The sequence below is a fragment of the Providencia sp. PROV033 genome (assembly GCF_028484855.1).
In the GTDB taxonomy this organism is placed as follows: Bacteria; Pseudomonadota; Gammaproteobacteria; order Enterobacterales; family Enterobacteriaceae; genus Providencia; species Providencia alcalifaciens.
Map to the genome: position 1 here is coordinate 1 of NZ_JAMPSW010000029.1, position 26,217 is coordinate 26,217.

Genomic DNA, 26,217 nt, shown 5'->3' on the forward strand with positions numbered 1-26,217 from the left:
AGAGATTACTTATACTACAAATTCTTTTGGTTATGTTGATATTTCAGGACCTGCTGACAGAATAACTTATGGCTCAGTTATTGCAAACACGGGCATGCGGAGTGCTTTAAAGATCTGTAATAATAGCGATATTAATTATACGCTAAGCAGAATAGATTATGAGCCTATTGCGCAATGGACCGGACAAACATTTCAATCTACGAGTGCACATCCAGTGATTTATTTATTTGAAACTGGAGTTACTGGGTTTTCATTCGCTCCAGTAGGAGGGTTTAGTTATACTACAAATAATTTTCGACCCTTGCCTGGTATAACAACTACTGTTTGGCAAGGAAGCATAAATAATAGCTTGCGTATATCGTCTCCTAAGCTTGTGACTATCGGGGCTTATATTTATAAAGGTCCTGATAGAATTGTAGGGAGTACTGTTTTACCGTCTATGAAAATGTATCGCTATGTTTGCTACGATGAAGCGGGAAAAGCACGAGAAGCAGCCAATGTACAGTATAATGCAGTGACTATTAATGGTGCCGTTACTGGTTGTGAGCCAACGAGCAAAGTAATGGCATTAGATATGGATAAGATCCCAGCGAGTTCTATTGAGAATTCTGATGCATCCTCAAATATACGAACGAAACAACAAACATTTTCATTGCAATGTGATCCGAATATTGACGTTCTTGTCTCTTTTGTTGATTTAACTGATACAACGAACAATACCAGTGTCGCACATTTAACATCTGATTCCACTGCGTCGGGAGTTGGTTTTGCAGTTACTAGTGGAAGTGGTCAGCGATTTTTATTTGGGCCTGATGGTTCTGCTGCAGGCATTCCTGGGCAGAAAAAGTATTATGTACAGCGATCTGGAACTGCAAATAAAAACAACCCGATGAGCTTTACGATAGGTTTCAGCTATGTCAGAAAACCGGAAGAAACATTTAAGACTGGGTCAGCTAAAGCGATGATTGGTTTAACTTATTCTTATCAGTGATGTATGAGCCCTCATTTAGAAAACCGCTAAACGACATATCCTAACTAGTTTGAAATTGAGTATCAGAGAGCTTTAAAGAGAGAATGATCGGATATCATTAAATATCCGATTTAGATCGACAGCATAAAAACGCTCACCTGGAGAATTGTTCTCACTGGAGGGAATTTTTATTTAGCGAATAGACATTATTTCAATTCTACTGAGAGGTTGTAATGCAAAGTATTACGATTAACTTGCCGATTACCTTCTTGCCGAACTTGTAAGAAAGACTCACAAGTTGAATTTTGAACAAACTCACCCTCTTCGTAGATAACTTTAACATGTTGAGTTATTGCTTGAGGAGTTACCTGATAAAGGTTGGCAATTTCAGCCTGAGATAATCACAGCGTATCCGATTCAAAGCGGCATTTGACGTGAGCCTGAGTATCTTCACTGCGGAATAAAACAAATTCACCCTGTGGTGCTTCAAGAAGATTTTCACTCATCACATTACCTCCATTTGGATATTCGGAAAAAGCTTCAAAACCAACAATATACTATGTTGCACACAAAGACAGGATGGCTAGCAAGAACCATTTTAGCTCTGCATGTCTTTATCGCGAAACCGCGAGCCAAAAAAGGTAGTGAATGCCTAGCAACCTTTATAGATTAAGACAAACTACAAAAAATGGTATTGATACAAAGGTAAGAGGAGAAAAAGTGGCGGAAGATCACAGGAGTCGAACCTGCCCGGGACTGCTGGCAGCCCCAACTGGATTTGAAATCCAGCCGCCTCACCGGAGACGACGATCTTCCTCTATTTGGTAGGTGTTCGATTATAAACTGAATTATTTATTTTCCAAGGTATTGTAAGAACAACCCTACAAATTATTGACGCACGCCAATAAGTCCTGTCTCCATTCTCAAAAACTGATAACAAAAAGCACAATTGTGATATTGAGGTTTATATATTTGTCCCCATATACTTATTCATGTCCACATACGGCGCGCTGATTTCAAGAGCAATCACCCCGCCAACACTTTCATTGTCAGCACAGTAAGCCTTGGCTCCCGAGCGCAAGCCTGCATTCAAGGATGTTTTTTTATGACAAATTCATTATTAGCCAATTCAGCATTACCTCGCTTTGAACACATTGAGCCTGCACATATTTTTCCAGCTGTCGAACAAACTTTAGGCGAATATCGCCAAACCGTTGAGAAATTACTCGCCGCGAACAACCATTACACTTGGGACAATCTGTGCCAACCATTAGAAGAAGCAAGCGACAAACTTTCCCGTGTTTGGTCTCCTGTTAGCCACCTACATTCTGTGAAAAATAGCCCTGAGCTACGTGAAGCCTATGAACAATGCCTGCCATTACTGTCTGAATTCAGTACATGGATGGGGCAACATGAGCCGCTATATCAAGCCTATAAATCCCTAAAAGAAGGGGATGAATTTAAACATTTAAGCCAATCTCAGCGTAAATCTATCGAAAATACACTGCGTGACTTTGAACTGTCCGGCATCGGACTACCTACTGAAAAACAGCAACGTTACGGTGAGATCGTCGCACGTTTATCGGAGATCGCCTCTAAATTTAGTAACAATGTACTCGATGCCACTATGGGTTGGAGCAAGCTTATCAAAGATGAAAGCGAGCTTGCTGGCATGCCTGAGAGTGCAATCGCCGCAGCAAAAGCCATGGCGGAATCCAAAGGTGAAGAAGGCTACTTACTGACGTTGGATATGCCAAGTTACCTGCCTGTTATGACCTATGCGGATAACGCTGAACTGCGCCGTGAAATGAGCTATGCCTATAGTACCCGAGCTTCAGACCAAGGTCCGAATGCTGGTAAATGGGATAACAGCGAACTTATTGATGAATTAATGGCGCTACGACATGAACTGGCTCAACTGCTTGGTTTTAAAAACTTCGCAGAAAAATCTCTCGCAACAAAAATGGCGGAATCCCCAGAGCAAGTGTTAGGTTTTCTGAATGACTTGGCTAACCGAGCTCATCAACAAGGTAAAGAAGAGCTCGCTGAACTCACCGCATTCGCGAAAGAAAATTATGGTGTTGAAACGCTTGAGTCATGGGACTTAGCGTATTACAGCGAAAAACAAAAACAGCATAAATTCTCACTCAGTGATGAGCAACTGCGTCCTTATTTCCCTGAACAGCGTGTATTAAATGGCTTATTTGAAGTTGTTAATCGTATTTATGGTTTAACAGCAAAAGAGCGCCATGATGTTGAAACTTGGCATAATGATGTGCGTTTCTTCGAGCTGTATGATGATACCAACACACTGCGTGGTAGCTTCTATCTGGATTTATATGCTCGTGAACACAAACGCGGTGGTGCATGGATGGATGATTGCGTGGGCCGCATGGTACATAAAGATGGCTCACTACAGAATCCAGTTGCTTACTTAACATGTAACTTTAATAAGCCATTGGGGGATAAACCCGCGTTATTCACTCATGATGAAGTTATCACCTTATTCCATGAATTTGGTCATGGTCTGCACCATATGTTAACCCAAATTGATGTTGCTGATGTGGCGGGTATCAATGGGGTTCCATGGGATGCGGTTGAACTACCAAGCCAATTTATGGAGAACTGGTGCTGGGAACCGGAAGCGCTCGAGTTTATCTCTGGTCACTATGAAACCAATGAACCTCTGCCGGCTGAAATGCTAAAAAGCATGTTAGCCGCGAAAAACTACCAGTCTGCAATGTTTGTTCTGCGCCAACTGGAGTTTGGTTTGTTCGATTTCACCTTACATGCTGAATATGACCCAGCGAAAGGTGCGCAAGTGATGCCAACACTGTATGCCATCAAAGAAAAAGTTGCAGTGGTGCCATCTCCAAAATGGGTGCGCTTCCCTCATGCGTTTAGTCATATCTTTGCAGGCGGTTACGCTGCGGGTTATTACAGCTATTTATGGGCGGATGTCCTGGCTGCTGATGCCTTTTCTCGCTTCTCAGAAGAAGGTATTTTCAATCGCCAAACGGGTCAATCCTTCCTCGACAATATTTTAAGTCGCGGTGGTTCTGAAGAACCGATGGTATTGTTCGAGCGTTTCCGTGGTCGTAAACCTGAATTAGATGCGATGTTGAAGAGCTACGGTATTCATGGCTAATCACATTGCTATCCAATTAATCTGTGAAGAGGGTGCCGATGCAGGCACCCTTGCTCAACTTGCTGAAAAATGGCAACTCACTCATACGCCTGATGCTTTAATGGCATTAGTGCTAACCCCTGAAAACCTACAACTACGAAAAATGGATGAACCCAAATTGGGCGGCATTTTTGTGGATTTTGTTTCAGGTGCTATGGCACATCGCCGAAAATTTGGGGGAGGACGAGGCGAAGCTGTTGCAAAAGCCGTGGGAATTAAAAAAGAATACCTGCCTGATGTTATTGATGCGACGGCGGGTTTAGGTCGAGATGCCTTTGTACTCGCAGCATTAGGTTGTAAGGTGCGAATGTTAGAGCGTCACCCTGTGGTGGCAGCACTCCTCGATGATGGTTTACAGCGCGGTTATCACGATCCTGAAATTGGTGAATGGTTGCAATCACGTATGTCACTGATCCACGCATCAAGCATTACAGCATTAGCTGAAATCACTGAAGCGCCTGACGTTATTTACCTCGACCCGATGTACCCACATCGACAAAAAAGTGCATTGGTGAAGAAAGAGATGCGGGTGTTTCAGTCATTGGTCGGGGCTGATGATGATGCTGATTCTTTATTAGCTCCAGCCATTGCGCTGGCTAAACGCCGTGTTGTGGTTAAGCGACCTGATTACGCTGAACCGCTTGCGGGGCAAAAAGCACCTTCAGCAGTCACAACCAAAAGCCATCGATTTGATATCTATCCCTGTATTAAACACAGCGATTAAAACGTAACGGCGAAGGGCGTTTGTACGGTTTATCACAGACAAACTTGCACGACCGCCCTTTCGCTTACGTTTTGAGTTAAACCTTACACAACGCCTTGTGCAAACATAGCATCAGCGACTTTAACAAAACCTGCAATATTCGCGCCTTGGACGTAGTTGGTTTGTTTGGCTTCGCCACCGAATTCAACACAGTGGTGGTGAATGTCCAACATGATGTGGTGTAAACGCGTATCCACTTTTTCTGCTTTCCAGCTTAAACGTGCTGCGTTCTGCGCCATTTCCAGACCAGAAGTTGCAACACCGCCAGCGTTTGCTGCTTTACCTGGAGCAAACAGAACGCCAGCTTCCAGGAATAACTCAGTTGCAGGAATAGTAGTTGGCATGTTTGCGCCTTCCGCGACAGCTTTAACACCGTTTTGGATCAGCACTTTAGCCGCTTCCACATCCAGTTCGTTCTGTGTTGCACATGGCAATGCGATATCCACAGGGACACCCCAAGGTTGTTTGCCCGCTAAGTAAGTCAAACCAAACTCTTTCGCGTATTCTTCAACACGGCCGTAGTTGTTTTTGATAGCTTCTAAGCGTGCTAATTTTTCAGGTGTGAAGCCTGCTTCATCGACCACTGTACCGCTGGAGTCAGATGCAGTGATGACTTTCGCGCCTAATTCCATACATTTTTCAATGGTGTATTGAGCAACGTTACCTGAGCCAGATACTGCAACACGCATCCCTTCAAAACCTAAACCGTGACGTTTAAGCATGGCGTCAGTGAAGTAAACGAGACCGTAACCGGTTGCTTCTGGACGAATTAAGCTACCACCAAATGACAGGCCTTTACCGGTGAAAACGCAAGAGGTGTCATTAGACAGTTTTTTCATCATCCCAGTCATAAAGCCAACTTCACGACCGCCCACCCCGATATCCCCAGCCGGAACGTCAGTGTCCGCGCCTAAGTGACGATAAAGTTCAGTCATTAACGCTTGGCAGAAACGCATCACTTCACCGTGGCTTTTTCCTTTAGGATCAAAGTCTGAACCCCCTTTTGCACCACCCATAGGGAGGGTTGTTAGTGCATTTTTTAGGGTTTGTTCGAAACCTAAGAATTTCAGGATGGATAAGTTCACAGAAGGGTGGAAACGCATGCCGCCTTTGAATGGACCAATCGCAGAGCTGAATTGTACACGCCATGCGCGGTTTACTTGCACCTTGCCTTGATCGTCCATCCAACATACGCGGAACTGGATCACTCTTTCTGGCTCAACGAAGCGTTCGAGTAGTGCTTGATCGCGATATTTTGAATTTTGTTCAATGAAAGGCCAGAGAGAAGTGAATACTTCACGTACCGCTTGTAGGAATTCAGGTTGTGAAGGATCTCTTTTTTGGACAGACTCCAAGAATGAAGATAGTGTTTGCGCCATCTTTTTCTTCCTTTTTAATGTGGATATTGTTGTGAGATGCCTCACTATTTCTTATTTTTTTTTTTAGAAAATGTGAGGTCGATTTGTGTTTGCCTATTGAATATATCATTAGTTTATATTCTTAATTCAAGGTTTTTTTTTACTCATTTGAAAAAAAAATTACTTGACCTGCCAATCACTCCCTTCAGACGATTATTTTGTCACAAAAAAAACGCCTGCATAAGCAGGCGTTTTTAGTGAATAGTTTTTCAATTTGACTGTAATGAATTATTCTTCTTCATCATTCAGTGGAACAATCAGCATATCCACATGAACGGTATTAATCAGCTGACGAGCAGAAGACATCAACTTACTCCAGAAATCTTGGTGATGCCCGCAAACAACGAGGTCCATGTCGTATTTCTTGATAGCATCAACTAACACTTGACCTAAATCACCACTACCACTCAGTGTTTCTTGAATGTCATAGCCAGCACCCGCTGAAAGGTCTTTTAATGAATTACGAGTTTCATCAGTGATGCGTTGCTGCATATCACCTAAATTCACATCGATAAGACCGGTGTACAGATCCGAGTAATTAACATCAACATGGATCATGGAGACTTTGGCTCCGTACGGTTTCGCCATAGAGACAGCCTTATCCAGTAAAACTTTACTTTCAGGTGATAAATCAACCGCGACAAGAATATGTTTATAAGCCATAAGTAAACTCCTTCCAAATGCTGATTTAACTGGTGGTTAACGACGTTCACCAATATCTTATGAATATACTATACCTGCTAATAGCGATAATGAAGTGTCGTTTTGATCACATCTAGCAGATTAATTTTTAAGGATTAAAAGACAGAACATTTGATAAAACAATAACATCATTCATTCAATATTAATATATATCGACTCAAAATTCGAATTCCAATGATGCCTGTAAGTGTAATCAACAATCGATAAATTAACAGCTTGCAGCGAACAGTTTTTTGAGCTCAAAATTAGAACTAACTGCACTTTTTTTAAGCAACAATTTGTCCTACAATGAAAATAAATGATGTGTGTGCAGTATTTTGGCGGTATTTCCTTTAATGACAACGGGGCAATTTAGGTTCGTTCTAAGGAGGGGATTATGTTCAGTATAATCGCATTGTTTTGGGCATTATGCATTTTGTGCATCTTGAATATGATGCGCTATTTTTCTTCCATTCGCGTTTTATTATCTATTCTGCGGGACTCCGATCCCCTACTTTATCAATCCGTTGATGGTAATGGCTTTTTTACCACCCATGGGCAACTCAATAAGCAACTGCGCCTTGTTCGCTATATCAATTCCAAGCAATACCTTGAGCACTACGATCCTGATGTAATATTCCGTTGTGAACGTATTCGTAAGCAGTTTATGTTAATCAGCAGATTGAGCATTTTAGTCGTCGTGAGCTTGGCCTATATGCTAATCGCTAGCTAGTTTGGCGTGGCTTATTCCCTTTATTCAAACCAAAAAAATAGTGATGACCGAAGCCGGTCATCACTATTTTAGAATGCTGATTGCACCATAGAACGTTAAATAAACGCACTATCGCTGATTAAATAATCTTCAGAGCAATCCAGTACAAGACACCCGATAAAACGATAGAAACCGGAAGGGTCAGTAACCATGCCAATGCAATGCTCTTAATGGTTTTACTCTGAACACCGCCACCGTCAACAACCATTGTCCCTGCAACCGCAGAAGAAAGGACTTGCGTTGTCGAAACAGGCATTCCCGTATAACTTGCCACGCCGATAGATACAGCCGCAGTTACCTGAGCCGATACACCTTGCGCATAAGTCATCCCTTTCTTACCGATTTTCTCACCGATAGTCACTGCCACACGCTGCCAACCGAACATGGTACCGAGAGCCAGAGCTAACGCAACAGCGACGATAATCCATAATGGAGCATATTCAACGGTATACAGCAGATCATTACTCAGTTTTTTCAGTAAGCTTGCATCTTTCGCACTCGTTTCAGGTAATTTCGCCACCGCATTCGCAGTATCCGAAATACACATTAACAAGCGACGAGTTTGGTTGCGTTGCTCTGGTGTTAACTCATCATAGCTCTGAATGCCACTCAGCATCTTCTGAGCTTGACTTAAGATGATCGGGGTACGTGAACTATCACAATGGAACTCGCCTTCTTCAGGCTTGCTCTCAGCGACCATTGGCGTATTTTCAATCGCGTGGTTTAACGCTGGTTTATGTGTTTCATAGTATTGTTGCAGGTGAACCACCGCATCATGGGTTCTCGCGATATCATAACCGTTAGAATTCATGTTAACGACGAAGCCTGCTGGCGCAACACCGATAAGTACCAGCATAATCAGACCAATACCTTTTTGCCCATCGTTCGCACCGTGAGAAAAACTCACACCAACAGCGGATAGGATCAAAGCGGTACGCGTCCAAAATGGTGGTTTGCGTTTACCATCTTTCTTCTCGCGTTCAGCTGGCGTTAAGTGAATACGGCGACGTTTTTTGGTTCCACTCCAATAACGGCGTAGCACAAAAATCATCAGCCCAGCAATCACAAAACCGATAGCAGGAGAAAGAATTAAGGACATGAAAATGCTGATCATTTTAGGAATATTCAGCGCATCAACCACCGAAGATTCAGTCACAATTGCGTTGGTCAAACCAACACCAATAATTGCACCGATCAGCGTGTGAGAACTTGATGCAGGAATCCCTAAATACCAGGTTCCAAGGTTCCAGATGATAGCTGCCAAGAGCAATGAAAAGACCATTGCAAGGCCGTGAGCAGAACTCACGTTAAGGAGAAGGTCTGTTGGTAAAAGATGAACAATGGCGTATGCCACGCTCAACCCTCCCAGCAAGACACCGAAAAAGTTAAATACCCCGGCCATGACAACCGCAAACTGAGCACGCATTGCTCGGGTGTAGATCACCGTCGCGACCGCGTTAGCAGTATCATGAAAGCCATTAATCGCCTCATAGAACAGCACAAATAACAGTGCTAGAACTAACAAAAGACCTGTGTAAAATTCTAAACCTGTAAAAAGATGTAGCATAGACGTTAAGCCATTATATGTTGGACATGAACGCGGCGCATTATCAGTGACAAACGCTAGCGGTGGAAGCGAAATCTGACCTTTTTTTGATTTAAATACTAATCAAAAAAGCATCAAACACAAACTATCCCTTTAATATCATTTGGTTACCATAATTAAAGTTATTCTGAATTTTTGAAACTTTTTTATGATAATTTGTGAATATAAGGGGGAAATAGTCTTTTTTCGCGATTTTTCCTAATTATAATACGTCTACCGTACTTTTCATTAATTCTTCGTTGATCCGTTGCATTACAACCGGCGCTAAATCGCGTAAAATAGCGGTATTAATTATCGTAATTACTATTAAAATCAAATATATAGAGAATTTCAATTGTGAGAAATATCGATGTTATTATTTTAGGTGCAGGTGCTGCTGGGCTATTTTGTGCTTCACTCGCGGGTAAGCGCGGTTTAAACACCCTTGTGCTGGATAATGGCAAAAAATTAGGGCGTAAAATTTTGATGTCCGGTGGTGGTCGATGCAATTTCACCAATATGTACGCCGATCACAATAACTACCTTTCAACCAATCCTCACTTTTGTAAGTCAGCACTTGCTCGCTATACACAATGGGACTTTATTGAACTAGTCGGTAAATACCAAATTCCTTATCACGAAAAAATGCTAGGGCAGCTATTTTGCGATAATAGCGCACAAGATATTGTCGATATGCTGCAAAATGAGTGTGATTTGCCCAACATTACGATAAAACTACGTAGTGAAGTCACTCAAGTAGACAAAACAGATGAAGGTTATGTTGTTACTGTAAACGGAACTCAAGTAAGTGCTCGCTCACTTGTAGTCGCAACGGGTGGACTCTCAATGCCAGGTTTAGGTGCAACACCGTTTGGCTATCGCCTTGCTGAGCAATTTGGGCATACAATCATCCCTACCCGTGCAGCTTTAGTACCATTTACCTTACACAAACCGCTGTTAGAAGCCCTACAAGCGCTTTCCGGTGTATCTGTCGCGGCAACCGTCACTTCCGCCAGCGGTGTCCTATTCAAAGAAAACATCCTGTTCACCCACCGAGGATTATCAGGACCTGCAATTTTACAAATTTCAAATTACTGGCAACCCGGTGAGTATGTGAGTATTAACTTACTTCCAGAAATTTCTCTGGAGGACTATCTCACTACAGAAAAACAGCGACATCCTAATCAATCACTGAAAAATACATTGGCTACACAGTTGCCTAAGCGCTTAATCGAAGTCTTACAACAATTAGGGCAAATCCCCGACTGCCCGCTAAAACAACTTAACCACGCACAAATCGACTCTCTCAATGACACATTGCATAACTGGCAAGTGCAGCCGAATGGCACCGAAGGCTACCGTACTGCAGAAGTCACCCTTGGTGGCGTCGATACTCATGAAATCTCATCAAAAACGATGGAGTCCCTCAAATCATCTGGACTCTATTTCATTGGGGAAGTCCTTGATGTCACGGGTTGGCTAGGTGGCTATAATTTTCAATGGGCGTGGAGCTCAGCTTCTGCTTGTGCAGAAAGCTTACCCCATCACATGAAGTAGCCCATTTTATTTAATCCATTGAAAAATAATGGATATTATTTATTTTCAACCAAATCAGTTAGTTGAGCAGCGGGTTTAAATAAATCTAAAATTGGTTAAAAATAACCCTTTACAAACGATAGTGATAACCATTATCATTATCACATCTTCCGCAGGTGACTAACTTAGTCAGTCTCTTGTAGGAGGTACGACATTGCTCACATTGCTTCCAGTGTTTACTTTAGCCAGCTTAATGCTGGCTATTTTTTTATCTATAACTTTCTACAAATCACCTCTATTTGGACCTTTCAGTAACCTGCTGACCCCCTCACTTCCATACGGCAAATAACCATTGTGATACGCCTCAATCTTATTCAAATTTTTTGGATCCTATGGTTAATGACCCCTACTTTTCTCTTTCTACAATTTGGCTAAACTGTCATCAACAAGTTAAGCAAGAGCCCAATGAAAATGGGATATCCGCTTTTAAGGAGATGACTCAATGATCTATTTACGCCAAGCAAATGAACGTGGACACGCAAACCACGGTTGGTTGGACAGTTGGCACACGTTCTCATTTGCTAACTATTACGATGAAAAATTTATGGGTTTCTCAGCGTTAAGAGTCATCAATGAAGACTACATCGCTGCGGGACAAGGGTTTGGTACTCATCCCCACAAAGATATGGAAATTCTGACCTATGTTCTTGATGGTGCCGTTGAGCACAAAGATAGCATGGGGAATATGGAGCAGATCCCTGCGGGCGAATTCCAAATCATGAGTGCGGGAACAGGAGTTCGCCACTCAGAATACAATCCTGATAACGAAAAAGAACTGCGTTTATACCAAATTTGGATTATTCCAGATAAAAACGGCATTGAACCACGCTATGAGCAAAAACGTTTTGACTCAAAAAGTGGTAAACAATTGGTGTTATCACCAGATGCACGCGATGGCTCATTGAAAGTAAACCAAGATATGACGTTATGGCGTTGGGCGCTCCCTGCTAATGAGCAAAGCAACTATGACATTGCAGAAAAACGCGTTATTTGGATCCAAGTCGTCAAAGGTAATATCGAAGTGAATGGTCAAAAAGCAACCACCAGTGATGGTTTAGCGATTTGGCAAGAAAAGCAGCTGACAATTAAAGCTGATGAAGAGAGTGAAATTTTAATCTTTGACTTACCCGCTGTGGAATAAATCCTCCGGTAAGTAAACGCTAACACCAATGGGAAAGGCTCTACATGACTGTAGAGCCTTTTTTTATACCCTATGCCCGCTATTACAGTTTAGGACCGGCTTTAACCAGTGCTGCACCTGCTGGGGTATCAGTGTACTTATCGAAGTTCTTCACGAAACGATCGGCTAAATCTTTAGATTTCTCATCCCACTGAGATTTGTCCGCGTAAGTATTACGTGGGTCAAGGATATTAGTATCCACGCCCGGTAATGCGGTTGGGACTTCTAAATCAAAGACTGGCAGCTTGATAGTATCCGCTTTTTCGATATCACCACTTAAGATTGCATCGATGATTGCACGCGTGTCTTTAATAGAAATACGTTTGCCTGTACCGTTCCAACCTGTGTTAACTAAGTAAGCTTTCGCTCCTGCTGCTTCCATACGTTTCACTAACACTTCAGCATATTGAGTTGGGTGCAACGATAAGAACGCCGCACCGAAACATGCAGAGAATGTTGGCGTTGGTTCAGTTACACCACGTTCTGTACCTGCTAATTTCGCAGTAAAACCAGAGAGGAAGTGATACTGAGTTTGTTCCGGCGTTAAACGAGAAACAGGTGGTAATACACCGAATGCATCCGCCGTCAAGAAGATAACTTTTGTCGCGTGACCCGCTTTAGACACAGGCTTAACGATGTTCTCGATATGATAGATTGGATAAGAAACACGGGTGTTCTCAGTTTTAGAACCATCATTGAAATCAACAGAACCGTCTGCCAATACCATGACGTTTTCCAGCAATGCATCACGTTTGATCGCGCCGTAAATGTCTGGCTCAGCTTCTTTAGACAGGTTGATGGTCTTCGCGTAGCAACCGCCTTCAAAGTTAAATACGCCGTCGTCATCCCAACCGTGCTCATCATCACCAATTAGCTTACGTTTTGGATCGGTAGACAGTGTCGTTTTACCTGTACCAGATAATCCGAAGAAAATGGCAACGTCGCCTTTTTCACCCACGTTTGCAGAGCAGTGCATAGACGCGATGCCTTTTAATGGCAGCAAGTAGTTCATCATAGAGAACATACCTTTCTTCATTTCGCCGCCGTACCAAGAACCGCCGATTAACTGCATACGCTCAGTTAAGTTGAAAGCAACAAAGTTCTCTGAGTTCAGACCTTGTTCTTTCCAATTTGGGTTTGTGCATTTAGCACCGTTCATCACAATAAAGTCAGGTTCGAAGCCAACTAATTCTTCATCAGATGGACGAATAAACATGTTTTTAACGAAATGAGCTTGCCACGCAACTTCAGTGATAAAGCGAACTTTTAAACGAGTGTCTGCGTTTGCACCACAAAATGCATCCACAACAAACAAACGTTTGCCTGATAACTGCTCAGTCACTAAGTGTTTTAAGCTGCTCCACACTTCTTGACTCATTGGCTTGTTATCGTTTTTACCTTTACCTTGGTCAGCCCACCAAACGGTATCGCGAGTGATATCATCGCGAACGATATATTTATCTTTTGGGGAACGTCCTGTAAAAATACCGGTATCAACAGCAACAGCACCTAATGTAGTGACGGTACCACGTTCATAACCTTCTAGACCTGGTTTGGTTTCTTCCTGAAATAACAGCTCATAACTTGGGTTATAAACGACTTCAGCGACGTCATGAATGCCGTACTTTTCGAGATCCTTCAGGGTAATGCTTTTAGCGCTCATTATATTGCTCCTGGTAAACATAGCTATTCTGCCGACGATCATAAATCTTTACGACTAATTAACAGCGATAGCTATCAAAGAATTGAAAAAGCATAATTTTTTTTAATTCATAATGAGACTTAGAGCACGTTATAATCCTTTAAAATTATAAAAAAAGGGTGCAAAATTGCACCCTCGTCACATAATTAGGTTGCTAAATCGTATCAGTGAAGTTGCTGATTTTGCTCATTATTTAACCCGATGATATCGGATTCAATAAATACATAGTGTGAGCCACAATATTCACACTCCATATCAATTTTTCCATCTTTGTGCAAAATATCCATAACATCTTCATGAGTTAACGTCGCTAGCGAAGCTTCGCAACGCTCACGTGAACATGTGCAACGAAACTCAACAGATTGTGGATCATACAGTGTGACATCTTCTTCATGATACAGACGATGCAGTACCTCTTTCACGTCTAACTCGCTCAGCTCTTTACCTTTGATAGTCGCAGTCAGTTGCACTAAGTGATCAAAGAACTCATGGCTCGATTCTCCCGCAGCAGGAAGAACTTGCAGCAGCATTCCACCCGCGATTGCTTTACCATCTTGTTCACTAACACGGATGAATAAACGAGTAGGTAACTGCTCTGATTGACGGAAATAAGCATCAATACTCTCTTCAATGCTATTACCTTCAATTGCTACGATCCCTTGATAACGTTCACCTTGTTTTGGTGTAATTGTAATGACAATAAACCCATTACCAATCATTTGTTGTAATGTGCTACCCGCCACAACAGGACCATCAACACGGGCGACACCGCGCATTTGTTGTAAGTTATTACCGTTAATTACCGCTAACTTAACAGGGCCATCACCTTGAATTTGAACGGTAATATCACCATCGAATTTTAACGTTGCAGTGAGTAAGCTGGTCGCTACCAGTAATTCACCCAGCAGCATTTTAACGGCTTCTGGGTAATCATGATTTTCTAAAATATGATGAAAAGTCTCATCGACAGTAATCATTTCTCCACGTACCGCATGCTGTTCAAACAGGAAACGGTGGAGTTGGTCTTGTTTAGCCATAATTTCTCTCTATTACTCAGGCAGTCTATTAAGACGATTCATGGGAATTAGTTTGTTTAAATTTTAGCAAAGTCCGACGCTCTTTTTTATCTGGGCGTCGGTCAGGATGTGGCATCGTAAGTGCATTCATTTTACGTGCCATTGCCATTTTTTCGCGTTGACTAAGGCTTTCTACTGTTTCACGGTAGAGCAATTGCGCTTCTGGAGCGCCTTTACGTTGGCTGCTGATTTCCAGCACTTCGATAGTCCGTTCGTCATTACCTTGTCGCAATTTTATCATCGCGCCGAGTTCAACAATCTTTCCAGGCTTACTTCTTTGCCCATTATAGTGAACCTTACCACCATCAATCATCTCACGGGCAATGGAGCGTGTTTTATAAAAACGTGCAACCCATAGCCATTTATCAAGGCGAACTTGCTCATCAGGCGCTTGTTTTGTAGATAACGACTTCATGGTGCCTCCTCACTCTTAGTTTGAATGCCAAACCAAAATGAGGCTCCATCATTGGGAAAGGATAATACTATCTAGAATCGGAAGGATTATCGGCCTCATAGCATTTATCGTAATATTCAGTGATTTTACGCAAACGCCGTTTGTTATTCAAAACTCGAATAATAATTAATGTTCCATTTACTAAGGTGCAAATGATCAAGAAAAAAACCAGCATTGAACGACAAACATATTCAGATAAAACATCTTCATCCAAGCGCTCATGAATCACCACTTGCAATGTGCCATTCGCATCTGTCGAAATATTCGTAACCACCCCTTCAACATCAAATGGCGTATTAATCAGAATACTAGACAAACGCTTTAGCTCATTCCATCGCTGAACTTGGTTCATTTCGCTCAATGTCGTCACTGGCACTAAATCTACCAATGGAAGGTTTTCATCATTGATCAACAACACACCACCTGGTGGCGGGCTATTCAGTTTGCGGACTTCGGTATCAAGTTCTTTCTTGATAAAATCATATGTGGTGTCTTCAACTAAGTTTTCCAAGGCATCCGCACTTCCGCCTAAGTTAGATAGTGCGCTTTTGAGTTTAATACAATGGTCTTTTTGTTCACACAATGCATTGGTTTTTAAAACAATTTCTGAAAAATCAAAGATAATATTCATCCCTGATTTCATAATTTCACGCTGTAGTCTTGGGTTAATTCCTGGGGCATCTTTATCTGGATGTAATTGATTTTTCACACTGTTCAGCAAATCAATTGCTCGATTGACAACCTCAGATTGCGGCTCTGTAATCAGATTAATATTATTCCAATACACACCAGAACAATCAAAAGGTACAAACAGCGCTTGGTTTGCATCATTTAAATTAGGCGGGCGATAACACATACCCATACCCTTGGCTAATAAGGTATCTCCCACTCTAATTTTTCGCGATGTTAAATCAGACGGATCGACAACAGTGACTTTTTTGGCGCCCTCAAGCCACGCAAAACCTAACTTAACGGGTAAACTGATCGACTGATAAGAGAACACTAACACTAAAACGCACAATGCACTGAAAAACATCAGTATATTCTTTTTAAAGCGTTTATAAGGGTAATAACGTTCCTCTTCATGAATAGAGAGGCAGCGACCGTATTTTAAAACTTCGCCCGTCGAATAGAGATCGATATTCGTGGGATGACCGAGTTCATATTTTAGGTAGGGTAGCCAATACGTTGGGTAGTGTAAATCTACCCCCCCAATCGAAATCGTTGATGAATATTTTTTGTCTAATTCTCCGTACAGTTCCCACCGTTTAGCCTGCCCATAGATGCATTGCACATCTTGATTGGGTTTAGGAAAAAGACGTAATCGAAATAACAAAAATACCCCGATAAGAAATACCACAGCCGTGAATGTGACTCCCCACCCATGAAAAATAGGGATAGAGATAATCGTTAGGTAACCAATAAAAAAGCTGAGACTGACAACGATGGCGCCTAACCATCCTGAAGAGTTGTGTAACCGATGCTCCTCTTTGCTTTCCTTACGCATTTTCAGCAGTTGGATGGTGTTAGGTTCACCTTCATGAATAGCTGCTTCAGGTTGAGTGCGTTGGTCTTCTAACGGTGTTTCCCACTCATAGTTAAATTCTTTCAAAGAGTGGTTATTGAGCCCCACAATTAAAGGCAAATGATCCGTTTCCACAATTTCCATGACATTTTGTCGTTGTAAAAACGGTTCTAATTGAGAAGGCAACTGCACTTCAATCGTATCAATAAAATAACGCCAACCTTGACCTTGCTCTTGGCGTAAATTGAATCGTGTAACAGCATTACAGATGGTTGCAACGGTAGCATTTTTTTTGATTTGCCGTGCAGGCTGAGAAGGCGAATGAAGATTCTTTGAGGCGCTGTGATTAAGGTACTGGGTAATAGTCTGGAAATCAGACTCAATCATTTTTTTGAACGCGGGTGTCGCTAGAGAGGGTATTTGATAGACACTCGAACGCCGTCCCCGCCGAAAAAACAGAACGGAAACCATTATAATTAGGCTAGCGATGATCAAAGCCAGTATAATGACGGTGTTTAGCATTTTTTTCTCAACAGAATTGCCTACCTGAAAAGCATAGCAACACAATGCCAATCACTATATAAGCCAATTCCTATTCTCTTCTATTTTTTGTTTTATTTTACAATATGTTGTAAATAAAATATTTTACTTATTAATCCGTGTGGTTTTCATAAGTAGATTATACTAACAGCATTTTATCCACCCTATAATCTCTATCATTTTTTTTTGATATGCGTCATAGTTAAAGACAATGTAAGCTTGCCCTCATGGATCCCATTCATCTGATTCGGAAATTGTTATGACAGAGTTAAAAAAACCAAAAATCCTGAATATTCAAGACATTGCTCAATCTAAATTATTCAGTATCCAATCTGTTGATCTCGAATTCAGTAATGGTGAAAAACGTGTTTATGAAAGAATGCGCCCAGCAAAACGTGAAGCGGTTCTTATTGTTCCGATTATTGATGACCATCTTATCTTGATCCGTGAATACGCCGTTGGTATCGAAAACTATGAGTTAGGTTTTCCAAAAGGAGCCGTTGACCCTGGTGAAGCCCCTCTCGATGCGGCTCAACGCGAACTCAAAGAAGAAATCGGTTATGGAGCTCGCCAGATTACACCTCTGGCAAAACTCACCATGTCTCCATCGTACTTTTCCAGCAAGATGAACATACTTATCGCTAACGACCTATTTAGCGAAAAACTTGAGGGTGACGAGCCAGAGCCTCTGCAACAGGTCAGATGGCCAATTGCACGCATGATGGAGCTCCTCGATCATCCGGACTTCAATGAAGCCCGCAATATCAGCGCACTGTTCTACGTTGAACGCTACCTAAAAAATCACGCTAAATAACCGCTCACATATTTCCTCTTAAACAATTGCACCCCATGCCAAACGGCAATGGGGTGCAGTGTATTTGCCTATCAGACAACGGGTTAAAATAGCTCTTGGCTCGCTCCACTTTCCGTTGAAATTATCGTACCCACTTCTTGAACTGCGCGCTCTTTTGGTTCCGTGCCCTCAATGAAGTACTCATTACGAGAAGGTCCGCCTGATGACAGTTTGCCAGTACGGGTATCGATAGAGACAGAAATGACCCCTTTTGGCGGCTGCATAACTTTCACAGGGACACCGTCAAGAGCTGCTTTCATAAAATCATCCCAAATCGGCTGAGCACTTTTCGCACCAGCTTCACCGCCACTGATCCCCGTACGACCTAATGTGCGCTTGTTATCATCAAAGCCAATCCATGCGGAAGCCACGATATCAGGACCATAACCGGAGAACCACGCATCTTTTGAACTATTCGTGGTACCCGTTTTTCCGCCAATATCCCGACGACCACCGAGGTCGCGACCCGCTCGCCAACCCGTACCCGACCAACCTGGTTCCCCATAAATATTAGTCACCATGGCATCACGAATTAAGAACGCCAGCGGTGTACTGATAACGTGCGGGGCATACTTGTCTTCTGGGCTAAGCTGTTCAGCGGTTGTAGAGAGCGCCATAGTCGGCTCTTGATTCACCGCGCTACTCTGCGACTGGGTAACTTCTTCCGTCGTGTCATCGCCTTCAGAATCGCTCAGCGCAATCGTACGCGCTGTGTCGCCATAAATCACCGGAATGTCTGTACACTCAGGGCAAGCAATTTTAGGCTTGGCTTCGAAAATCACTTCACCATTATGATTCTCAATTTTTAAAATGTAGTAAGGGTCAATAAGGTATCCGCCGTTTACCATCACCGCATAACCTCGCACCATTTGCATTGGTGTAAATGATGGCGCACCGAGGGCTAATGCCTCAGTACGGTTGATGTTCTCTTTCGGGAAACCAAAACGGAGTAAATAATCCGCAGCATAGTCAACCCCCATCGCACGCATCGCACGTACCATCACCACGTTTTTCGACTGACCTAAGCCTTGACGCAAGCGGATAGGACCATCGTAGCGTGGCGGTGAGTTTTTCGGGCGCCAGTCTGAACCAGCTCCCGCATCCCAGCGGCTAATCGGTACATCGTTAAGTAACGAAGCAAGCGTTAAGCCTTTATCCATTGCAGCGGTATACAAGAATGGCTTAATGTTTGAACCCACTTGGCGCAATGATTGCGTCACGCGGTTAAATTCACTCATATTGAAGTCAAAACCACCCACAAGAGCGATCACCGCACCATCATTTGGATTCAACGCAACAAACGCCGCATTGACATCAGGAACTTGCGCTAACCACCAGCTATCTTTTACCTGACGAACCCAAATTTGCTCACCGGGCTGTACCACTTTATTCACCGCAGATGGTGTGCCACCTTGCTGAGTATCTGAAATAAATTTACGCGCCCAGCGAACTCCTGCCAGTGTGATTTGAATTTCAGAGCCATCGGCCAGCATCACGTTAGCATCGCTATTCGTAGCTGCGGTGACCACCGCAGGAATGAGAGAACCGTAATTGGGTAACTTTTTCAGTTTTTCTATGATTTGTTCTTTATCCCACGCGGTTTGGCTTCCGCTCCAGAGCACTTCAGCAGGTCCGCGATAACCATGGCGAATATCGTAATCTATCAAATTATTACGTACCGCTTCTGTTGCCGCTAACTGGTCTTTACGCACAACCGTGGTATACACCTTGTAGCCATCGGTATAAGCATCTTCACCATATTTTTCATACATGGTTTGACGTGCCATTTCCGCTAAATAAGGCGCTGAAAAATCCACTTTAGGTGCATGATAAGAAGCAACAATTTTCTCACTCTTCGCTTGTTCATACTGGTCTTGCGTAATGTATTTCTCTTCTAACATTCGCATCAGCACGACGTTACGACGGTTTACCGCGCGTTCATAAGAATAAAGTGGGTTAAATGTTGATGGCGCTTTTGGCAAACCAGCAATCATCGCCATTTCACTCAGCGTCAATTCATTTACGGTTTTACCAAAATAAACATAAGCGGCTGCCCCCACCCCATAGGCTCGGTTACCTAAATAAATTTTATTTAGGTACAGCTCCATAATTTCATCTTTGGTAAACAATTGTTCAATACGAATTGCCAGAAATGCCTCTTTGGCTTTACGCATTAGCGTTTTTTCTGGACTTAAATAGAAATTTCTCGCCAGCTGCTGAGTAATTGTACTCGCACCTTGGGATGCATGACCCGATGAAGCCATCACAGTCACCGCACGGAAAATACCAATTGGGTCAATGCCATGGTGCTCATAGAAACGGCTATCTTCAGTGGCAATAAACGCATGCACCAACATCGGAGGAATGTCAGCTAATGGTAATGGAATACGACGTTTCTCACCATATTGGGCGATCAGTTCATTATCTGCACTGAATACCTGCATTGGCGTTTGCAGACGAATGTCTTTCATTGTTGCAACGTCAGGTAGCTCACCTTCGACATATTTATACATGCCATAAATCGAGGCGCTTCCCAAAAAAATGCAACAGAAAACCAGAATTAAAAAATATTTTACGAACTTCACCGAAGAATTCCCATACGCAACTGACAGGCGGGTTTAGATATCACTGCCGCATAGTATAAAGCTTATACAGCCCAATAGAAAACGTAATTTAATTGCTAATGATAAGGATATTATGTATGTATTCACCAAAATGGCACATAGGAATTGAGCTATCGCAACACCACATCCAATTAGTCGCTGCGAAAAAACATCGCAAATTCTGGTCGTTATGTGAATGTTGGCAACAAGAGCTACCTTTTGACAGCTCATTACACGTACTTGACGAATACCGAGTAATTCTACGCAATATTTTGCGCCAATGGCGTCAGAAATTACCTAAAAACTGTTCCGTTTCGATTGCATTACCCTCATTACGCTCGCTTAAGAAACAACTCTCGCTTCCCAACCAAATGAGCTTACAGCAACCTGAACTTAACTGGTATTTACGCGCTCAAATTGACCAACTCTTCCCGATGCAAGCACAAGAGCTGACAGTAGATTATCGGATCATTGGGCAACAAGTTTACTTTCATGCCGCTCGCCAATCTGATATTACCTTTTGGCAAAATTTATTACAGGAAACGGGTTACCATCTGGTTGCTATCGATATTGCACCGATTGCGCTGCGCTATCTTGCAAAATATGCACAATTACCCGATGAGTGCTGGATTGTTTATTATCGTCAAAATGAGTGGCTCTGGTCAGGACCCGTCAGCCAACCTGCAAACTATAACCATATTCAAAATAGTCAATTAACACATATCCATCAAATTCAGCCCTTATTGACCGATAATCCCGATGCACTAGCATTACCAATTTACTGTATTAGCGATCAAGATATTCCAGATGCACAAAATCAATGGGATTTACTGCAAGCTTTTCACCACTACCCCATCAAGTTACCTCATCAATTAGGAAGTTTTGTGATTGCGGCCGGACTCGCATTACGCCATGGGGACCGTTGATATGCACCAAGTTAATTTTCTCCCTTGGCGCATGAATCAACTCATTCATCAACGCCGCTATTTTTTTATTATCATCTTCACGAGCTGCATGACAACTGCCACTATTTTTGGTTATTTAGTGGGTTTGCTTCTGCTAGATATTTCACAAAACCACTATCGCCTTGCTGCTCATCAGCAACATCAACAACGTACTGAGCAGCTAAAAATACAGTTACAAACACAGCAACAACAATTAGAAAAGCTCACTCTTCGGCAAACCCAACGTCGAACTTATACTCAACACAATCAATCTCTACTTGATTTATTAACCTCACTGTCCAATTTAACGCCCCCTAAAAGCTGGTTATCTTCCTTCCAGCTACAAGCGGGACATCTAGAAGTCAACGCACTCAGTTATCGTTTTGAAGATCTTAATGTGCTTTTGGCTCAATTTAGCCAAACGCCACAGGTTAGCAATGTGCAGCTACGCAAACTACGGCGAGTTGATACCCTACATCAGTTACATTTAATCGCTGATTATCAAGGGGTTTCGAATGAATAGCAGTCTGGATAAGCAGAAAGACCAGCACGTCGAATATGGGCGATTTTGGTATCGACCACGGTGGCAGCAGTATCTTGTACTGCCTTTGACTCTGGCTACACTGCTTGCTAGCGGCTATATTTTTATTTGGAAAGATAAGCAAAATCAGTTAGCAAACTTACGGCAAGATAATGTCATTTTCGCACATAAAAACCAAGAAAGTAGCCAGTTTTTCGCCCAAAATCCGACACGCTTTTGGATAGAACAAGAAATGGCTTCATTGGATTTCGATGAAGAAACCATTCCCGACTCCCAATACCTCGTTCTTCATTTACAACGGCTAGTTTCTCACGCTAACGTGGTTTTAAATCAGCTTCAGCCAACAGATCCAACGAATTCTCATTACCAACTTGAGATCCAAGGAAAATTTAAGGATCTCCTTGAATTCATGCGCTCACTCATGATCTTTCTACCTCAGCCGCACTGGCAATTCTCTAACGTTATCTTCACCACGAAAAACCAGATACTCACAGCCCATTTATCTCTCTCATTTATCAAGGATGAACAACAGCACAATGAGCAACACTAATTTTTTCACTATTCTGTTAACGCTATGCATAACACTTTCGGGATATGCTCAATCCCCCCGAGATCCCTTTGAGCCAATCCTGCCGACATTGGAAGATACGCAACTTTTAGATGCCATCATCCCACCTAAAGCAGAGATCACACTGACAGAAAAAATATTTCCGCTCGTCTCTATCGATGCCAACAGCACTTACCAACAAATTACTCAGCCAAATATGCACCTACTTTCAAGTAACGGTAAGGCTCATGTCGATACCATCACCAACAGTTTAATCATCACGGATACCCAAGAACGCTTCGCATTAATTGAAACATGGCTAACGCAAAAAGATATTCCCCAGCAACAAGTGCAAATCACGGCTCACATAATTAGTAGCTCACGTACAGCCTTGCAAGCACTGGGGTTAGAGTGGGGAGTCCACAATGATTCAGCAACGGATGGGCATCATAGTCGTTATAACCGATACAGTAGCCAGTCGGGGCAAATGGCGTTAAATGTTTTACGACTTGGAGAGGGATTACTCGAAATGAAGCTCAATGCCTTAGAAAAAGAGAATTTACTGTCTATTATTGCGAGCCCACGCTTAGTTGCCTCCCATAAGAATCCCGCAAGCATTCAACAAGGGAGCGAAATTCCTTATGTCACCACTTCAGAGAAAAAAAGCCACGTACAATTTAAAGATGCGGTATTGGGTATGGAAGTGACCCCGACAATTTCTCGTAATGACAACGTCGAAATGGTATTAAAAATCAGCCATAACTCCCCAGATACTGCCTTAACAACCAATCCTAATCAGCATTTAGCCATTAATAAGCAAGAGATAGCGACCTCAGTCACCATCAAAAATAACAACACATTAATTCTTGGCGGTATTTTTCAGCAAAAGCAGGAAAAAACAGATTCAGGGGTCCCTTTTCTGTCACAAATCCCATTATTAGGAAACTTATTTATCAATAAGACACAACATGTTGATAAACGTGTTTTAGTGGTATTTATTACACCAAAACTTATTAATATTTAGCGTAAAAAATAACACTCATACATTCAATTAGTTGAATGTTCAAAGCATCAAAGTGCCGTGAAATTATTACTTTTTGTGCCATAAACCTACCGGATAAATTTGACGCTGAGGTCGTTTTAGCATACAAGGTTATCCATTGAGTGTTCTAACTATCGGTAGATGAAAGAACAAACTATCAGCCGCTTATAAAATAGCTACATAAATTTTACTTTATAATTAACAGGTTAGATTATTTTCACGGACTAATCGACCTGTTAATAAGCTCACTAAACAGTGCATAATGTAATGTAGACGGCTCAAATATATAGAAACCCGCAACGAAGAATATGGCACTTTGTTTTCTAAGTGCCATATTTATATAGTTGCAATTCAGGTTGATGTATTGAGATAATTTTCTTATCTGATCTCACATCATCACTTATGAGGTTTCAGTTTAGGTCCCGCCGCTAATTCGATTGGCGGGGCGGGTGATCATTAACGAATAATCGTAGTAATACCAAAAAACATGGCAGAGAAACGCAATATCTTTCTGGTTGGACCAATGGGAGCCGGAAAAAGCACTATTGGTCGTCAGTTAGCTCAACAGCTTAATATGGAGTTTTTTGACTCCGATCACGAGATTGAAAAACGCACTGGCGCAGATGTAGGTTGGGTATTCGACCTAGAAGGTGAAGAAGGCTTTCGCGATCGCGAAGAAAAAGTCATCAATGAACTCACCGAAAAACAAGGCATTGTCTTAGCGACAGGTGGTGGCTCTGTTAAATCCAAAGAGACACGTAACCGCTTGTCTGCTCGTGGGGTTGTCGTGTATCTCGAAACCACCATTGAGAAGCAATTATCCCGCACGCAGCGCGATAAAAAACGTCCTCTATTACAAGTGGATGAACCTGCTCGCGAAGTTTTAGAGAAATTAGCTGATGAACGCAATCCTATGTATGAAGAAATAGCAGATATTACTATTCATACAGATGAGCAAAGCGCCAAAGTTGTTGCTAACCAAATCATTGAACTGTTAGAAAAAAACTAATTTTTATACATCAAAAGTCATGAATTCAAGGTAAAGCAAGATGGAAAAAGTCACTGTTACGCTGGATGAACGCAGTTATCCAATCAATATTGCACCCAGTTTATATCAACAGCAGGATGCATTTTGGCCACTAACTGCAGGCCAGCGAGCAATGATAGTGACGAACGAAACCCTCGCCCCACTTTATCTGCATAAGATCCAAACTGTTCTTGAAGCCTCAGGCGTAAAAGTTGATTCCATCATCCTGCCTGATGGCGAACAGTATAAATCTTTATTCATCATGAATGATGTTTTTACCGCATTACTCGAAAAGCACCATAACCGAGATACAACCCTCATCGCCTTAGGTGGGGGAGTTATCGGTGACTTAACTGGATTCGCAGCAGCGAGCTATCAACGAGGCGTACGTTTTATTCAAGTGCCTACAACATTACTTTCCCAAGTGGACTCTTCGGTGGGTGGAAAAACAGCGGTTAACCATCCGTTAGGGAAAAATATGATCGGGGCATTTTACCAGCCGGCTTCCGTGGTCATTGACCTTGATTGTTTAAAAACCTTACCTAAGCGTGAGCTCTCTTCAGGTCTAGCTGAAGTTATCAAATACGGCATCATTCTTGATGGTGAATTTTTTAGCTGGCTCGAAGAAAACATTGATGCGTTAATGGCGCTGGATAACCAAGCCATGGCGTACTGCATTCGCCGTTGTTGTGAATTGAAAGCACAAGTTGTTGCCGCCGATGAAAAAGAAACTAGTGGGCTGCGAGCATTATTGAATTTAGGGCACACATTTGGTCATGCGATTGAAGCCGAAATGGGCTACGGCGTATGGCTTCATGGTGAAGCTGTTGCCGCAGGGATGGTCATGGCCGCGAAAACCGCTGAACTTATCGGTCAATTTACGCCAGAGCAAACTGACCGTGTCATCGCCCTGTTAAAACGCGCAGAACTTCCAGTCACCGGACCAGCAAAAATGCAGCCCGATGACTATTTACCTCACATGATGCGAGATAAAAAAGTCATGGGAGGCAAATTGCATCTTATCCTTCCAACCACAATTGGTCATTCAGAAATGCGTTCCGATGTGGATGCCTCAACGGTTACTGCCGCCATTTCGGCTTGCATACCATAAAAATCACCGAACTAAGTAAAAAGCATTAATTAGCTCCTGAATATTTTCAGGGGTTTTAAAATGTTACTGGCAGATATCCACTAAAGCCGTTAAATTATAA

Annotated in this window: 21 protein-coding genes, 1 tRNA gene and 1 pseudogene; 13 read left to right on the forward strand and 10 right to left on the reverse strand. The window is 42.4% G+C overall.

The window, feature by feature from the left end; genetic code table 11:
* On the forward strand, positions 1–991 hold a 991-nt coding region (locus PSF16_RS07215; RefSeq protein ID WP_272689039.1), incomplete at its 5' end, for a fimbrial protein.
* 191 nt (positions 992–1,182) lie between these two features.
* Here PSF16_RS07215 and PSF16_RS07220 read toward each other — a convergent pair.
* Together PSF16_RS07220 and PSF16_RS07225 are read right to left on the reverse strand one after the other, a co-directional pair.
* A pseudogene (locus PSF16_RS07220) lies at positions 1,183–1,476 on the reverse strand (hydroxyacid dehydrogenase); the annotation flags it as partial.
* Between the two features lie 215 nt (positions 1,477–1,691).
* Positions 1,692–1,786, reverse strand: a tRNA-Sec gene (locus tag PSF16_RS07225).
* Between the two features lie 289 nt (positions 1,787–2,075).
* Here PSF16_RS07225 and prlC point away from each other — a divergent pair.
* Entirely contained in the window at positions 2,076–4,118 is a 2,043-nt protein-coding gene (prlC, locus tag PSF16_RS07230; RefSeq protein ID WP_272689040.1) for an oligopeptidase A, read from the forward strand.
* Positions 4,111–4,881, forward strand: a complete 771-nt coding sequence (gene rsmJ, locus PSF16_RS07235) for a 16S rRNA (guanine(1516)-N(2))-methyltransferase RsmJ (RefSeq protein ID WP_006657451.1) — start codon at positions 4,111–4,113, stop codon at positions 4,879–4,881. Before prlC ends, rsmJ begins: the two co-directional genes overlap by 8 nt.
* Before the next feature lie 83 nt (positions 4,882–4,964).
* Here the strand turns inward: rsmJ and gdhA are convergent, their stop codons facing one another.
* On the reverse strand, positions 4,965–6,299 hold the full coding sequence (gdhA, locus tag PSF16_RS07240; protein ID WP_006663503.1) for an NADP-specific glutamate dehydrogenase: 1,335 nt from the start codon (positions 6,297–6,299) through the stop codon (positions 4,965–4,967).
* A gap of 267 nt (positions 6,300–6,566) precedes the next feature.
* Complete coding sequence (gene uspA / locus PSF16_RS07245; RefSeq protein ID WP_006657449.1) at positions 6,567–7,001, reverse strand: universal stress protein UspA; 435 nt, start codon at positions 6,999–7,001, stop codon at positions 6,567–6,569.
* Between the two features lie 415 nt (positions 7,002–7,416).
* On the opposite strand from uspA, the gene uspB reads away from it, so the two are divergent.
* The gene (gene uspB, locus PSF16_RS07250) at positions 7,417–7,752 is read left to right on the forward strand and encodes a universal stress protein UspB (protein WP_154601434.1); all 336 of its coding nucleotides are present in this window, start codon (positions 7,417–7,419) and stop codon (positions 7,750–7,752) included.
* Between the two features lie 118 nt (positions 7,753–7,870).
* Here the strand turns inward: uspB and pitA are convergent, their stop codons facing one another.
* Entirely contained in the window at positions 7,871–9,358 is a 1,488-nt protein-coding gene (pitA, locus tag PSF16_RS07255) for an inorganic phosphate transporter PitA (RefSeq protein ID WP_006657447.1), read from the reverse strand.
* Between the two features lie 375 nt (positions 9,359–9,733).
* Between pitA and PSF16_RS07260 the strand changes: the two genes are divergently transcribed.
* Positions 9,734–10,933, forward strand: a complete 1,200-nt coding sequence (locus PSF16_RS07260) for an NAD(P)/FAD-dependent oxidoreductase (protein ID WP_272689041.1) — start codon at positions 9,734–9,736, stop codon at positions 10,931–10,933.
* A 481-nt stretch (positions 10,934–11,414) separates the two neighbouring features.
* The gene (locus PSF16_RS07265; RefSeq protein WP_272689042.1) at positions 11,415–12,113 is read left to right on the forward strand and encodes a pirin family protein; all 699 of its coding nucleotides are present in this window, start codon (positions 11,415–11,417) and stop codon (positions 12,111–12,113) included.
* Between the two features lie 82 nt (positions 12,114–12,195).
* Here PSF16_RS07265 and pckA read toward each other — a convergent pair whose 3' ends face one another.
* The 4 genes from pckA to PSF16_RS07285 form a co-directional block, all read right to left on the reverse strand.
* The gene (gene pckA, locus PSF16_RS07270) at positions 12,196–13,815 is read right to left on the reverse strand and encodes a phosphoenolpyruvate carboxykinase (ATP) (protein WP_006663506.1); all 1,620 of its coding nucleotides are present in this window, start codon (positions 13,813–13,815) and stop codon (positions 12,196–12,198) included.
* A 203-nt stretch (positions 13,816–14,018) separates the two neighbouring features.
* Positions 14,019–14,891, reverse strand: coding sequence for an Hsp33 family molecular chaperone HslO (hslO, locus tag PSF16_RS07275; RefSeq protein ID WP_006657443.1), 873 nt, complete (start codon positions 14,889–14,891; stop codon positions 14,019–14,021).
* 28 nt (positions 14,892–14,919) lie between these two features.
* Positions 14,920–15,345, reverse strand: a complete 426-nt coding sequence (gene hslR, locus PSF16_RS07280) for a ribosome-associated heat shock protein Hsp15 (RefSeq protein ID WP_006657442.1) — start codon at positions 15,343–15,345, stop codon at positions 14,920–14,922.
* Positions 15,346–15,412: 67 nt separating this feature from the next.
* On the reverse strand, positions 15,413–17,431 hold the full coding sequence (locus PSF16_RS07285) for an IgaA/UmoB family intracellular growth attenuator (RefSeq protein WP_272689043.1): 2,019 nt from the start codon (positions 17,429–17,431) through the stop codon (positions 15,413–15,415).
* 277 nt (positions 17,432–17,708) lie between these two features.
* Here PSF16_RS07285 and nudE point away from each other — a divergent pair, with 277 nt between their 5' ends.
* Positions 17,709–18,263, forward strand: a complete 555-nt coding sequence (nudE, locus tag PSF16_RS07290; protein WP_006657440.1) for an ADP compounds hydrolase NudE — start codon at positions 17,709–17,711, stop codon at positions 18,261–18,263.
* Positions 18,264–18,346: 83 nt separating this feature from the next.
* Here nudE and mrcA read toward each other — a convergent pair whose 3' ends face one another.
* Positions 18,347–20,887 (reverse strand): peptidoglycan glycosyltransferase/peptidoglycan DD-transpeptidase MrcA, encoded by a 2,541-nt coding sequence (mrcA, locus tag PSF16_RS07295; RefSeq protein ID WP_036974276.1) that lies wholly within the window; start codon positions 20,885–20,887, stop codon positions 18,347–18,349.
* A gap of 116 nt (positions 20,888–21,003) precedes the next feature.
* On the opposite strand from mrcA, the gene pilM reads away from it, so the two are divergent.
* From pilM to aroB, 6 genes are all read left to right on the forward strand, one after another.
* Positions 21,004–21,831 carry a pilus assembly protein PilM gene (gene pilM / locus PSF16_RS07300; protein ID WP_036974278.1) on the forward strand — a complete coding sequence of 276 codons (828 nt, stop codon included), beginning with the start codon at positions 21,004–21,006 and terminating at the stop codon, positions 21,829–21,831.
* A gap of 1 nt (position 21,832) precedes the next feature.
* Positions 21,833–22,372 carry a PilN domain-containing protein gene (locus PSF16_RS07305; RefSeq protein ID WP_272689044.1) on the forward strand — a complete coding sequence of 180 codons (540 nt, stop codon included), beginning with the start codon at positions 21,833–21,835 and terminating at the stop codon, positions 22,370–22,372.
* Positions 22,365–22,940, forward strand: coding sequence for a hypothetical protein (locus tag PSF16_RS07310; protein WP_272689045.1), 576 nt, complete (start codon positions 22,365–22,367; stop codon positions 22,938–22,940). Before PSF16_RS07305 ends, PSF16_RS07310 begins: the two co-directional genes overlap by 8 nt.
* The gene (locus PSF16_RS07315) at positions 22,927–23,961 is read left to right on the forward strand and encodes a transporter (RefSeq protein WP_006657435.1); all 1,035 of its coding nucleotides are present in this window, start codon (positions 22,927–22,929) and stop codon (positions 23,959–23,961) included. Before PSF16_RS07310 ends, PSF16_RS07315 begins: the two co-directional genes overlap by 14 nt.
* Positions 23,962–24,466: 505 nt before the next feature.
* Entirely contained in the window at positions 24,467–24,988 is a 522-nt protein-coding gene (aroK, locus tag PSF16_RS07320) for a shikimate kinase AroK (protein ID WP_006657434.1), read from the forward strand.
* Positions 24,989–25,028: 40 nt separating this feature from the next.
* Positions 25,029–26,117: a 3-dehydroquinate synthase gene (gene aroB / locus PSF16_RS07325; protein ID WP_036965025.1), complete on the forward strand. Its 1,089-nt coding sequence runs from the start codon at positions 25,029–25,031 to the stop codon at positions 26,115–26,117.
* Positions 26,118–26,217: the final 100 nt, after the last annotated feature.